Origin of the sequence: Pseudomonas sp. B392_1p, assembly GCF_052245235.1 — a bacterium.
GTDB lineage: Bacteria > Pseudomonadota > Gammaproteobacteria > Pseudomonadales > Pseudomonadaceae > Serpens > Serpens gallinarum.
The window spans coordinates 42,345-54,244 of the sequence record NZ_JBQPXM010000019.1 but is presented as its reverse complement, the minus strand read 5'-3'; the positions used below and the strand labels follow the sequence as shown (position 1 = coordinate 54,244).

General features: G+C 59.2%; 14 protein-coding genes. 10 read left to right on the top strand and 4 right to left on the bottom strand.

The features are described 5' to 3' along the window. The 10 genes from ACTV8E_RS20085 to ACTV8E_RS20040 all read left to right on the top strand — a co-directional run. On the top strand, positions 1-663 hold a 663-nt coding region (locus ACTV8E_RS20085; protein ID WP_443200627.1), incomplete at its 5' end, for an NAD(P)(+) transhydrogenase (Re/Si-specific) subunit beta. A gap of 833 nt (positions 664-1,496) precedes the next feature. Beyond that, positions 1,497-2,906, top strand: a complete 1,410-nt coding sequence (locus ACTV8E_RS20080) for a tyrosine-type recombinase/integrase (protein ID WP_443200626.1) — start codon at positions 1,497-1,499, stop codon at positions 2,904-2,906. Positions 2,907-3,008: 102 nt separating this feature from the next. Further along, on the top strand, positions 3,009-3,608 hold the full coding sequence (locus ACTV8E_RS20075) for a hypothetical protein (RefSeq protein WP_443200625.1): 600 nt from the start codon (positions 3,009-3,011) through the stop codon (positions 3,606-3,608). 137 nt (positions 3,609-3,745) lie between these two features. Continuing rightward, complete coding sequence (locus ACTV8E_RS20070; protein WP_443200624.1) at positions 3,746-3,973, top strand: helix-turn-helix transcriptional regulator; 228 nt, start codon at positions 3,746-3,748, stop codon at positions 3,971-3,973. Next, positions 3,970-4,125 carry a hypothetical protein gene (locus tag ACTV8E_RS20065; RefSeq protein ID WP_443200623.1) on the top strand — a complete coding sequence of 52 codons (156 nt, stop codon included), beginning with the start codon at positions 3,970-3,972 and terminating at the stop codon, positions 4,123-4,125. Before ACTV8E_RS20070 ends, ACTV8E_RS20065 begins: the two co-directional genes overlap by 4 nt. Next, entirely contained in the window at positions 4,122-4,361 is a 240-nt protein-coding gene (locus tag ACTV8E_RS20060; RefSeq protein WP_443200622.1) for a hypothetical protein, read from the top strand. The genes ACTV8E_RS20065 and ACTV8E_RS20060 overlap by 4 nt, the downstream gene beginning before the upstream one ends. Further along, entirely contained in the window at positions 4,358-5,368 is a 1,011-nt protein-coding gene (locus ACTV8E_RS20055) for a toprim domain-containing protein (protein ID WP_443200621.1), read from the top strand. Before ACTV8E_RS20060 ends, ACTV8E_RS20055 begins: the two co-directional genes overlap by 4 nt. Further along, complete coding sequence (locus tag ACTV8E_RS20050) at positions 5,350-7,035, top strand: DUF3987 domain-containing protein (RefSeq protein WP_443200620.1); 1,686 nt, start codon at positions 5,350-5,352, stop codon at positions 7,033-7,035. The genes ACTV8E_RS20055 and ACTV8E_RS20050 overlap by 19 nt, the downstream gene beginning before the upstream one ends. 3 nt (positions 7,036-7,038) lie before the next feature. Further along, complete coding sequence (locus ACTV8E_RS20045; protein ID WP_443200619.1) at positions 7,039-7,623, top strand: hypothetical protein; 585 nt, start codon at positions 7,039-7,041, stop codon at positions 7,621-7,623. Continuing rightward, positions 7,623-8,246 carry a hypothetical protein gene (locus tag ACTV8E_RS20040; protein ID WP_443200618.1) on the top strand — a complete coding sequence of 208 codons (624 nt, stop codon included), beginning with the start codon at positions 7,623-7,625 and terminating at the stop codon, positions 8,244-8,246. The genes ACTV8E_RS20045 and ACTV8E_RS20040 overlap by 1 nt, the downstream gene beginning before the upstream one ends. 192 nt (positions 8,247-8,438) lie before the next feature. On the opposite strand, the gene ACTV8E_RS20035 is transcribed toward ACTV8E_RS20040, so the two are convergent. The 4 genes from ACTV8E_RS20035 to ACTV8E_RS20020 are packed head-to-tail and all read right to left on the bottom strand — an operon-like array spanning position 8,439 to position 11,831. Beyond that, positions 8,439-9,212, bottom strand: coding sequence for an HNH endonuclease (locus ACTV8E_RS20035; protein ID WP_443200617.1), 774 nt, complete (start codon positions 9,210-9,212; stop codon positions 8,439-8,441). Continuing rightward, positions 9,209-9,904: an RNA ligase family protein gene (locus ACTV8E_RS20030; RefSeq protein ID WP_443200616.1), complete on the bottom strand. Its 696-nt coding sequence runs from the start codon at positions 9,902-9,904 to the stop codon at positions 9,209-9,211. The genes ACTV8E_RS20035 and ACTV8E_RS20030 overlap by 4 nt, the downstream gene beginning before the upstream one ends. Further along, positions 9,901-10,443 carry a hypothetical protein gene (locus ACTV8E_RS20025; RefSeq protein ID WP_443200615.1) on the bottom strand — a complete coding sequence of 181 codons (543 nt, stop codon included), beginning with the start codon at positions 10,441-10,443 and terminating at the stop codon, positions 9,901-9,903. Before ACTV8E_RS20025 ends, ACTV8E_RS20030 begins: the two co-directional genes overlap by 4 nt. Beyond that, a complete protein-coding gene (locus ACTV8E_RS20020; protein ID WP_443200614.1) occupies positions 10,440-11,831 on the bottom strand; it encodes a DUF3696 domain-containing protein in 1,392 nt (463 codons plus the stop codon). The genes ACTV8E_RS20025 and ACTV8E_RS20020 overlap by 4 nt, the downstream gene beginning before the upstream one ends. Between the last annotated feature and the right edge of the window lie 69 nt (positions 11,832-11,900).

Sequence of the window (11,900 nt, the reverse complement as noted above, 5' to 3'; positions counted from 1 at the left end):
TCCCTGGTGGGTTCCTCAGGCGCGATCCTCTCCTACATCATGTGCAAGGCGATGAACCGCTCGTTCTTCAACGTGATTCTCGGCGGCTTCGGGGGTGATGCCGATGCGGGCGCCGCCAACGGTTCGCAAGAGCAACGCAGCGTGAAGTCGGGTTCCTCAGATGATGCCGCGTTCCTGTTGACCAACGCCGACACGGTAGTGATCGTGCCGGGTTACGGCCTGGCGGTGGCCCGCGCCCAGCATGCCCTGATGGAATTAGCCGAAAAGCTGAGCCATCGCGGCGTCAACGTAAAATACGCCATCCACCCGGTGGCCGGGCGCATGCCGGGGCATATGAACGTACTGCTCGCCGAGGCCGAAGTGCCCTACGAACAGGTATTCGAGATGGAGGACATCAACTCCGAGTTCGGCCAGACCGACGTGGTGCTGGTGCTGGGCGCCAACGACGTGGTCAACCCGGCGGCGAAGAACGATCCCCAGTCACCGATTGCCGGCATGCCGATCCTCGAGGCGTACAAGGCCAAGACCGTGATCGTCAACAAGCGCTCCATGGCCAGCGGCTACGCCGGTCTGGATAACGAGCTGTTCTACATGGACAAGACCATGATGGTTTTTGGCGACGCCAAGAAAGTCATTGAAGACATGGTCAAGGCCGTGGATTGATCTGTAACGAGGCGCCTTGTGCCCTACGGGCTCGTTTCGCCCACAAAGACGGCGCTATTGGAGTCAATCGAATCCAGCGCCGTTTTTTTCGCACGTAAAGCCAAACAGGCCGTGAGGCTCATGCACTCGTATGGTGACAACGCCTTTCGCAGCGTCGCGCGCAACTACACAAGAATGACCTGGGGTCTGCGTGAGCTGAACGTGCCACCGCCCCAACTCATGAGGCTGCTCTCGGTGGCGCGAGTCGAGAACGGGCTTGGCTGGCCATCGCCCTGATGTTCGCCTGCACCCCGCTGTTGCCCTGAACCTAACCAGCCTGCGCCTGGACGCCCGGCCAGCCAGCAGCGCTGCGAGATGTGACACTCGACCATCGGCACCAGGTCACGCCTGTCGCTGAAACCGCCGTCAGACCTCACCACATCCAGCTGACGGGCTGTGCCACTACCGTACCGAAAGTGTCTTCATGCGACGAAGTTATAGTGCGTTTACCCCTTTGTTTACCCCTGGCCCACTGAAGATGAAAATCAGCAGGCATAAAAAAATCCAGTCACCGCTAAGTGACTGGATTTTTTGGAGTTTTTTGGTCGGGACGGAGTGATTCGAACACTCTACCCCTTGCACCCCATGCGGTTAATGAGTATATCTCACTGGACGCCAAACGATCCCGAAAGAAAGGGGCGAGCATAGTAATAACGCGGCCTGCAGGCTATTCTATCGTCCAGACCGCTCCACCCATGCCCATCGCAAGCCACAAAATTACATGGGGTAAAAATGGGGTAAAAAATGGAAGGCGCTGATCGAAGGGCTGATAGATGAAAGCGACGAAGTGGACAATGAAGGAGCTGCAATCGCTCACCGCCGCCGATGATGGCAAAGTGAGGCGTGAGCCGGACGGGATAGTTACCAAGGTGCGTGCCGGCAAGTTCGGCATCACTGTAGCGTTTCGCTATGAGTGGTTTGCTGGGGGCAAGAAGCACGATTACGCCCTAGGGTCATGGCCCAAGAAAACATTGGCTGAGCTTCGAGCAGAGCGCGACCGAGCTAAAGCCACCGCGGCCCAAGGTATCGATCCCGGCGCGGCCAAGAAAGCCGCCAGAATCGAAGCGCAGGCCGCCATAGTTGCAACCATTGCCGAGGCCGAACGTCAAGCAGCCGAAAACCTAACCGTCGCTGATTTGTTCGAAGCCTGGCTAATCGATGGCGTGCGACGCGAGGACGGCAATGCAGAGTTGCGCCGGAGCTTCGCCAAGGACGTGCTGCCCGTTATCGGTAAGAAGATGATCCGAGAGCTGTCCAAGCAAGACTTGCTAGCGGTTCTGCGCGCCGCGAAGAAGCGCGGGCTGAATAGAACGTTGGTAATCCTGAACAACGACATGCGCCAGATGTTGCGCTGGGCTGAAAAGCACAAGCCCTGGCGCTGCCTGATGTCGGACGGCAACCCCGCCGACCTGATGACACCCAAGGTATTGGATGACCTCAAGCTGCTAGACGCGGACTACAACGAAGTGCGTGACCGCACGTTATCGCCCGCTGAAGTTCGAGAGCTGTGCGACATATTCGCCAAGCTGGAGCGCGATTACGACGCCCTGCCCGAGGGGCAAAAGTATTCCGGCATTCGCCCGGTAAATCAGCGTGTGCAATGCGCCGTCTGGATCTGCCTGAGTACCCTTTGCCGTATTGGCGAACTGCTCATGTCCGAGTGGCAGCATATCGACCTGGAGGCCGGGACGTGGTTCATTCCTGCGGCCAACACCAAAGGCCGGCACCGCAAACGCAAAGACAACAACGTCACCCTGTCACTCTTTGCTCGGCGCCAGTTCGAAGTGCTGCACAAGTTGACCGGCGCAACGCCCTATGTGTTCCCCAACACGAAAGGCGACGGCCACGTCTGCACAAAGACAGTCAGCAAGCTGGTAGGCGACCGGCAATGCAAGTTCAAGAACCGCAGCAAGCCACTATCAGGCCGCCAGCATAACGACACACTGGTACTAGCAGGCGGGGCCAATGGTGAGTGGACGCCGCACGACCTGCGCCGCACCGGCTCGACCATGATGCAATCGCTCGGGGTAGTGCCCGACATTATCGACCTGTGCCAGGGCCACGCAGTCGAAGCGCCCAAGGTTCGCGGCGCCTACCAACATTACGACTACGCCAGGGAAAAGGCCGAAGCCTGGCGGCTGCTCGGCGAGCGAATCGAGGCGTTGTTGACGGCTGACAACGTGCTGGAGTTCCGCCGCGCCTAAACGAGTTACCGGCTGGCCTAGGGTCGCCCCCGAAATGCGGGCATCCCACCTGCCCCGGCCAGCCGATCTATTCAGAAGCGGGAGAGCCTGGGAGGGCGAATCATGGACAAGCAGGCAAAACAATCAGCCTGGGAGCCTGGCATGGAAGTCAGCTCCGAAGCCCAGTATCACGAAGTAACGGAGCGGCTGGCCAGAGAGCTTTTGCAGGCATACACACCGGAGCAGTTGGCTGTAATAACGGCGCAGCATCTGATCTATGTGGATGGGCTCAAGAGCGGCAGTGGCAAGGCAAAGGAGTCTATCCAACGCGCGAATGAAATCATCCAAGCCAAGAATGTGCAGATTCAACATGAAATCTTGAAAAACGAAGATTTATCAAGAAACACAGCCAGAATCTCGAAGATCGTGCTGGAAGCATGGAAAAACAAGACCACTAAAAAAAGGATGTCAGGTCTTGATCAATTTAACGAAGACAAATCTGCCGCTATCGAGCGCGCCCAAGTCATCGCCAAACAACAATGGCAGGCCGACGCCGCGAAGGAAATCCGCATAGGGAATATGGCTGACCGAGTTTACAGGGCGCTCGTTGATGAAGGCTTTAAAGAGTCACTGCCAGACACTCCCGACCGCCTCAAACAATGGATAAAGCCCGTCGCACCGAAATACGCCAGCCAAGCTGGTCGCTCCCGCAAAACCTCCTGAGCGTATCGGATAACCCCATAACTATAACGGTTAACCCCATATCCGTTACGGCTGGGGAATTTTCCCGCCCTGCCCTGCTAGATAAGTTTCGGCCACTTCATCCGCTAAGCGCCAGCGAGCGCAAAGGAGATTTGGCTATGCCTGTCATCACTACCCACCCGCCCAAACGCTTTACCCGCCCAGAGCGCCGTATCTACCGGCTGCAACAAGTCATAGACGCGACCGGTTTCGGTCGCGCCTGGATTTACGAATTGATGAGCAAGGGTGAATTCCCGAAGGCCCGCAAGATCGGCGCCCGCGCTGTCGGCTGGGATTCACTGGAGGTCGAGCAGTGGGTGACTGATCGACTGGAGGGTCGCGCATGAAAAAGGCGACCCGTCCCGTAGAACAAAGCCGCCCGCGCAAGGCCGAGTCTATCAGTTCCGTCCTGCACACGTTCGCACTCGATTGCACCTTCAGTCTGCTGATCGCGCTGACTGTGCTCGGCTGTTTCTGGCTGGCGGAGGTGCTGGCATGACTAACTACGCCAAACACCGGGTTGAGGATCACGAAGCCTTCATTCTGGACGAACTGCTGCCTCACATCATCGGCTATGCCCGCGCCAGTAATACTCCGACCGAGGTGGTTGCCATGGCCTGTTTCCTGAGCCTGGCGACGATACTGCAAGCCAAGGGCCTGAGTCGTGAATCGCTGCGCCAGTGCATCAACGGCGCACGCCTGCCGATCCACGACGCGCCGGAGGAACTGCAATGAAGCCCTTTCACTTCGAGATTCAGCGCATCGCCGACGCCGCCTTGCCGCAGGCCGACACGCTGCTCGCCGACTGGCTGCCGGATGGCACCCGCAAGGGCGTGGAGTACTGGCCGACCAATCCAGTACGCGGCGACCGCCAGCCGGGCAGCTTTAGTATCAACACCACCACCGGCACCTGGCACGACTTCGCCAGCGGCGATAAAGGCGGCGACCTTGTGTCGCTGATGGCCTACCTTCGCGGCTGCCGGCAAATGGATGCCGCCCGCATAATTGCCCAGCAGCTCGGACTGCCGTGCGGCGGCGAGCGTTCTAAGCCCGACCTGCTCGCCGAGGAAGTCGAGCGCCAGCGCATCGCCCGCCAGCGTGAACAGCGCCAGCGCAAAGCCGATGCAGAGCGCCAGGCCGGGTGGGATCGTGCAGCCGCCCGAGCACGTCGTGATTTCGCCCTTGCTGGCGCGCCTGATCCCGACCACCCGTACCTGAGCCGCAAGCGCATCAAGCCGCACCACCTGCGCCAGCTCGGCGACATGCTAATCGCCCCGATTTGCTGGCGCGGGGAAGTGGTGAACCTGCAGCGCATCGCCGCCGATGGCTGCAAACGTTTCCTGCCAGGCGGGAGGATTACCGGCGGCTACTGCCCGTTCGGTCGAATCGAGGCCGGCGTCGAGCTGCTGATCGTCGAGGGCATCGCCACCGCTGCCACCCTGCACGAGCAGACCGGCAAGCCGGTAGCCGCTGCAATGAGCGCGGGCAATCTGCTGCCGGCTGGGCAGGAGCTGAAGCGCCGCTATCCCGATGCCGTGCTGATCATCGCCGGCGACGATGACCGCGCCAAGGAAACCGAGGGCAAGCCCAACGCGGGCAAGCTGGCTGCCATCCACGCAGCCACGCAGCTCGGATGCGGTTACGTCCTCCCTGCCTGGCCGACGGATGCGCCTATGCATCTGAGCGACTTCAACGACTTGGCCATGTGGCAGGAGGGTCGGGCATGCATGCGCGACTGCTAACGGAGGTTCAGACCCCGGCCGGGACGGCACCGCAACCGCTGCTGCCAGAAACCGCGCCGCCGACACCCTACCCGGTAGACGCACTGCCCTGCGTAATGCGTGAAGCGGTCGAGGCCATCGTCGAACATGAGCTCGTCCCTGCAGCCATTGCCGGCCAGTGTGTTATCGGCGCAGCGACTCACTTGGCGCAAACCCGCGTCAATGCCTGGCACCCCAAGGGCAAACCCGGAGGAGCACCCTGCTCACTGTTCGCGCTGTCGCTGTTCGGCAGCGGAGAAGGTAAGTCGAGCGCGCGAAAACTGGCCTTCAAGACAATCGACGAAGCGGAAAAGGATGCCCGCACCCGATACCGCCAGACCTGCGCGGAAGTCGAGGCCATGGCCGCCGGCATGAAAGGCAAGGCGCGTGAGGAGTTCCTCGCCGCCCATACGCTGCCGCCTGATCCGCAGACCCAGTTCAGCGATGCGACCTTTGAACCGCTGGCCGGCGAGTTCATCCGGGGCAAACCGGCGGCGAGCTGGGACACGGATGAAGGAGGGCAAATGCTTGGTGGTTCATCGCTCAAGGCTGACACCGTGGCCGCGACCCTGGGCGGGCTGACCAAGGGTTTCGATGATGGACGCTTCGAGCGCACCCGTTCCAAGGGCAACCTGGAAGGCTCGGGCGTGGCCTACAACCGCCGCCTGAGCATTCACCTGCTGGCACAGCCGGTAACGGTCGCCGAGGCGCTAAGTAACCCTCTGATGGTAGGCCAAGGCTTTCTTGCGCGGTTTCTACTGGCTGCGCCGGATAGTTTGGCCGGGCAACGTTTCACCACTGTCGAGGCACTGAAGCGCAGCTCCTACGCTGACCCGCGCTTGCAACGCTACTGGGCGCGCTGCCAGGAGGTCGCAGCCAGCCCCGAACATATTGAGATGGAAATCGGCGAAGTCAGGCCGCCCGTTCTGCAGCCCGATGCAGAGGCGGTTGAGGTTTGGGTGGACTTCCGCAACGAGATCGAAGGCCACCTCGGGCCGCTCGGCAAGTTTGCCGGGCTCAAACCGTTCGCCAACCGGGGCGCCGAGCAGGCGCTGCGCCTGGCTGCCGTGCTGGGATGCTTCGAGGGTATTGAGCAAATCGACGGCGACTGCATGCGCCAGGCCTGCAAGCTGGTGCGCTACTCGCTGTCGGAGTGGCTGCGCTACACCGATGCAGACGCGATTGACCCTGAGATGAAGAAAGCCGCCGACCTGATGAGCTGGCTGCGCGACCCCAAGCGCGCGGCGAAGTGGCAAGAGTTCCACGTCAACGATCTGGGCAAGTCGGGGCCGGCGGCGATGCGCTCGGCCAAGGTACGCAACAAAGTGTTGGCCGTTCTGGTGAAGCATCACCATCTGCTGGCGCTCGGCAGCGACGGAAAGCAATTCCAAATCAACCCCCTTGCGAAAACTGCGGATTCTGAGGAAACCCAGCAACCGCGCGGCTTTGCGGTTGCGGATGATTTGCGGAAAGGTGCGGGAAAAACGCGGATCACCACCGCAGCCCGTCCGGCATCCGCAGAGCTTCCGCAAACTTCCGCAGGCCTTCCGCAAGCTGAAACCCAGCAAGTACGGGGCCTTCCGCAGAATCCGCAGTTTTCGCAGCCCCCGGCATCCGCAAACGCTGCCGCCGACTACTTGGAGTTCTGACCTATGGCCGCCTTGGACTACCTGAGCCGGGCCGGTCTGACTGTCGAGGCCGTGGCTGACAAGCTCCGCGTCTCGCCGGTCGAGCGGATGACTTCGGAGCTTCAGCAATACATCGTTGCCCACAAAGCCGAGCTGCTGATCGAGCTGGCCGGCACCCTCGCGGGGCCAGTACTGACGGCTGCGAACGACTCGCCCGAGGCGCTGGCCTGGCTGGGGCGTGTCGCTTGCCTGCTGGGTTGTTCGCCGGCCTACCTGTTGGAGCGTGGTTTTGTGGATCGTCACGACCTAGTCGAGCAGCACCAGACCCATCCGCGCTTCGCGGCCAACCTGATCCGCAGCAACCCGGCATGGATGCCGCAGCCCAGGCCCCCGGAGCAGCACCAGCACAATGAGCGGCGCCAGCCGCAGCACACCTACAACACCGCCGGCACGGCCACGCCGGAATGGATCGCCGCTCGCGATGCCTTTCATGCCCACGCCTTGGGCGGCTGCCCTCACTGCTGTCCGCCTCTAAACCGTTACTGTGAAACAGGGGGCGTGCTGCGCGCCCGCTATGTCAGCGAAACAAATACCTTGGAGACCCCCTGATGGAGCAGAAGCTGACCGTAGAGCTGCAAGCAGATGAAACCCCTGGCCAGGCCCTGGCGCGCACCGTGACCAGCCCGGAGTGCCTGAGCGCCTCGGTACTGACGATCTGCCAGAACATCGACCAGTCGCAGATCACCGAGATGGTCGGCGAGCTGAAGCAGCAGACGGCGGCCATTCGCGCCGATGATCTGTCGCGCGCTGAAAGTATGTTGATTGCCCAGGCTCACACCCTGGACGGCCTGTTCGCCAGGCTGGCCAGCCTGGCTCTAACCACCGGGGACTTAGACGCGATGGAGCGCTACATGCGGCTGGCGTTCAAATCTCAGAGCCAGGCACGCGCTACCCTGCAAACGCTTGGTGAACTCAAGACGCCGAAACAGATAGCCTTTGTGCGGCAGGCCAATATCGGCAACCAAGTTCAGGTCAACAACGACAGCGGTGCCTCGCGCGCACGTGCGAGGAAAAACAAAAAAGCGCCAAACGAACTATTGGAGGTGGAGCATGGCGAACGGCTGGACACCCGAGCGACGGGCTCGGCAGGCGGAGTTGATCCGGCAATGGCAGCCTTGGAAACAGAGCACCGGCCCAAGAAGTCAGGACGGAAAGGCCGCATCCGCGCGTAATGCCTGGAAGGGTGGTGTCCGGCCTCTGCTGCGCGACTTGGCGCTTGAGCTGCGTAAGCAGGAGGCGATCCGCCGGCAGTTGCTGGATTGAATCCAGGGCATCAACCAGAGGCGAGATATTCGCCCCGAAAATGCAGCATGTTCACTGCCGTGCTCGGCCGCCCCTTTTCGATGGCCTGACTAGCGACCTCCCTACTGCTGTGCGGAGATAAAGCACTGTCGGTGATAACCCAGATAGGGCAAATGTTCACTGGCAATCCAGTGTAACTGCAGGGGCCGATCAAGCCCTAGCAAGATCCGGTCTGAATGGGAAATTTGCGACGACAACAGCAACTCACCGCCATTATCAAAGCTGATTAAAAAACGATCAAACAGCGCATCCAGATTGGCACTGAGCAGAAAACCGTTGAACACATCCAGCCGCTCTGCATCACTGCCACATTCAGCCCAAGGTTTGGCGTGACTGGCGCGCAGTAGCTCGGGAATGGCAATACCGGTCACTGCGCAGGCGCCACCCCAGTAGTCCAGCATGGCGCTGCGAAATGCCTGCTGCCCAACGCGCTGGCGTACCAGACGCTCAACCTCAGTACCCTTAAGCTCGAGGGGCAAGTGGTCCAGCTCTTGTTGCAAGCTGACATCAAAGTCGCGGACGGCCTGATTCGGCAGTGCATGGGCAAGCTCTGCGGCACGGCGCAGCAGTACAGCCAGGGCATTCTGATCCGGCGCCTGGAACACCCCATCATCAAAAAGAAACTCGGGGAAGCTGCGGGCCAGTTCGTTGTTCAGCTGCGCCGTCGTCAGCGCGTTGAAAGACAAGATAAAACGGCCGCCATCCAGCCTGACAACCACCTGCGCCGGGTGCCGGGCTGAGGCCATTTGTACTTGGCTGTCCGTAGAGGCCGATACATATTCAAAGCCGTGATCATGCCCAGCTTTTTCGATCAGGGCACGCTGCAGGGGGTTCATGTCCTGCTGGCCCCCTGCCCCACCTTGTTCCACTCAATCGATCGGCTACGCCAATGATCGCTGATGGTCTGGGTAAATTCTGCCCGCACCAGCTTGGCTCGACTTTCACACCACTGCTGACTTTCTCTGCGAATCACCAAGCCCTCTGGGGCTCCTTGGCGATAACGGCTGGTGGTACTGGCGAGCAGTTTCTTCAGTTGTGTCAGGCTGGCTTTGCCTTCATACAAAGCTGGTACTGCAGACAGGCCAAGCGATTCAGCCAGAGCATTGCGGCGCTGGCTGCTCCAGAAGCGCTGAGCTGCCCGATCATACACATCGAACACCACAAACCAGTCAGGCAGGTTTTCGTAGTCCAGCGAGTGCTTGGCGGCACACCACTCACCAAACAGAATCAGGTCGGTGCCTAACTGCTCCTGCAATTGCCATTGATGTTGTGCCATCCAGGACGTCAGGCGCGAGAACTGGCCGACATAGGGTTCAATCAGATACTGGCCACGGTTCTGCGCGCGCAGTTGGCCATTCGGCACCAAGGAAATGCCCAGATTGGCGCCGTCAAGCTTCTCTTCCACCCGCACTGCATCGGCCAGCAACTCATCGACCTCATGGGGTGCCAGCACCTTGTCGTCCCGGGGCTGGCCTTCGCCCAGCCAGGCGATGTGTGAGGTATGGGGGAATCGGAAGAAGTCGGTCATGGATTCCCCGGAGGAAGAGCCGGCACCGGTTTACCAGGAAACTTGTTGGCATAAAAGCGACATGCATCAGCCGGACATACAAATTCCACTCTGACACCTGCCGCCTGTAACTGTGTCCACCAGTTTAGCCATTTACTGTCTGCACCTTGCCACACTGGTGGCTTTTCCGGATGGGCATTCGATACAGCGGCAAACTTGCGATCAGGCGCATCAAATTCAGGTTGCAATACCTGATCAGGAAATTCGAGGAAACTGTCATTTCCTATATCAGACAGTGCGACCTGCTCGCAGTACTTGACGTTGCCCGCATTGCGTAGCAGCCACTTGAGAAACACGTCGCCTACACCCTTGGGTGGATTGAGCTGCGTCTTGTGCTGGTATTCCCCCAAAACACGGTATCCATCATCAATCACAACGGTGCCGTCACGCTGGATCGCCCTCAACCGACGCACGCATTCCACGACACATTCAGGTGTCACATCCGGATGCTGTTCATTGGCAATCAGCAGGATATTGGTATCGATCACTGCTCGGCTCACTGACCAGACTCCTCGCGATATTTTTTCTTGCGCTGCATTGCAGCCAACGTTCTGGCGGCAATATCTGCCATTTCATCCCCAAAGAAATTTTCCGGCCAGTTTTCAATCTCACCGAACATATTCAACCGTAATGGCTCCAGTTCAGTTGCAGCACCTGCCCTATCGCAAAAATACACAGCAACATCCTCAGTGCTCAGCTTGCCTTCAGCAACACGGCGCTGAATACGGTTGAGAAAATGTTCCGAGTGACTTTCAATAATCAACTGCACATGGCGCTCCTTGCCCTTCTCCCTGGCCTGGGTAGCCGCAATAAACACATCAGCTAACTCTGCTTGGACCTGGGGGTGCAGATGAATTTCTGGTTGCTCCATCCAGACTGTTGAGTTGGGCGGGCAATAAAACGCCTGGGTCAAGGCCGGCAGTACTTGGGATACCCCGAAGCCCACATCGGTGATTTTGACTTCACTGCCAGCACCGTGGGTTCGCAGCAACACCTCGTATTCTTTGCGCCCTACAGCTACCGGCTTAACGCTGAAGCTATCGATAATCCCGAGTGTCTTCAGCCACTGGGCGATAAAGGCATCAAACGGGTAAGCCTTTTTCTTGTAGCCGCGGCTAAGTGAACGCTGCTGGGCGCTGGCAGCCAGAATGGCCGCAACGGTAAACTCCCCCTTTTGGCCGACACTCTCGGGCGTATCGCCGGACCAAGAGTAAATGCGTTTCGGGTGGTCGCGCAGTGGCCCCAGATAATAGATGCTGTTTAGTGCGGCCTCGGTGGACAATGCAAAGTCGCTGAGAAACTCAGCATTCTGGAACCGTGCCCGGCTCTGATCCGAAATACGATAAAACTTGTCTGGCTCATCCAGCGGCCATGCACGGCCTGTGCTGCGTACCAGCTTGAACTGACTTGATGTGATTTCCGGCTTGCCCTTCTGATCATTGGTATATCTCACTTCCAGCTGCGAGTTACCGTCATTGGCCAACTGGTAACACATTTCATGTATACGCGGCTGTTCGCGTTTGTCTGCCAGCAAACCGACCGACAGTTGCAAGTGGTCGCCTTGGAACCTCGCCCGTGTTAGCGGGTCGCGCACATCGAGCTTTTCTGGCAGTTGCCAGCCCAGCTCAAAGCTCAAGGATTGCTCAAGGTCGTGGTCGTGGACGCACTCGGCAAAGGTACCCAGATCTACCAACGCATTCTCATCGCCAAGATGCAGGGGACGTTTGCGATCAGTCGATAACACGGTCTGTTTCAAAGCCAGCAGCAAGTGACCTAGGCTACTTTTACCAGCGCTGTTGGCGCCAAAAATCACCGTTAAGGGTGCCAGGCGAATTGGGCCGGTATCCTTCCAGGCCTTGAAGTTCTTTATATGCAAATGGGTCAACATCAGGCCGACTCCTGGCTATGCTAATCGATGAATTTTGACCAAACCATTGATTCATTTTACAAAAATTTA

Excerpts from the sequence above, each read along its gene's own strand:
- ACTV8E_RS20080 (WP_443200626.1), top strand. The coding sequence starts at position 1,497 with ATGAAGGAGCTGCAATCGCTCACCGCCGCCGATGATGGCAAAGTGAGG.
- ACTV8E_RS20075 (WP_443200625.1), top strand. The coding sequence starts at position 3,009 with ATGGACAAGCAGGCAAAACAATCAGCCTGGGAGCCTGGCATGGAAGTC.
- ACTV8E_RS20070 (WP_443200624.1), top strand. The coding sequence starts at position 3,746 with ATGCCTGTCATCACTACCCACCCGCCCAAACGCTTTACCCGCCCAGAG.
- ACTV8E_RS20065 (WP_443200623.1), top strand. The coding sequence starts at position 3,970 with ATGAAAAAGGCGACCCGTCCCGTAGAACAAAGCCGCCCGCGCAAGGCC.
- ACTV8E_RS20060 (WP_443200622.1), top strand. The coding sequence starts at position 4,122 with ATGACTAACTACGCCAAACACCGGGTTGAGGATCACGAAGCCTTCATT.
- ACTV8E_RS20055 (WP_443200621.1), top strand. The coding sequence starts at position 4,358 with ATGAAGCCCTTTCACTTCGAGATTCAGCGCATCGCCGACGCCGCCTTG.
- ACTV8E_RS20050 (WP_443200620.1), top strand. The coding sequence starts at position 5,350 with ATGCATGCGCGACTGCTAACGGAGGTTCAGACCCCGGCCGGGACGGCA.
- ACTV8E_RS20045 (WP_443200619.1), top strand. The coding sequence starts at position 7,039 with ATGGCCGCCTTGGACTACCTGAGCCGGGCCGGTCTGACTGTCGAGGCC.
- ACTV8E_RS20040 (WP_443200618.1), top strand. The coding sequence starts at position 7,623 with ATGGAGCAGAAGCTGACCGTAGAGCTGCAAGCAGATGAAACCCCTGGC.
- ACTV8E_RS20035 (WP_443200617.1), bottom strand. The coding sequence starts at position 9,212 with ATGAACCCCCTGCAGCGTGCCCTGATCGAAAAAGCTGGGCATGATCAC.
- ACTV8E_RS20030 (WP_443200616.1), bottom strand. The coding sequence starts at position 9,904 with ATGACCGACTTCTTCCGATTCCCCCATACCTCACACATCGCCTGGCTG.
- ACTV8E_RS20020 (WP_443200614.1), bottom strand. The coding sequence starts at position 11,831 with ATGTTGACCCATTTGCATATAAAGAACTTCAAGGCCTGGAAGGATACC.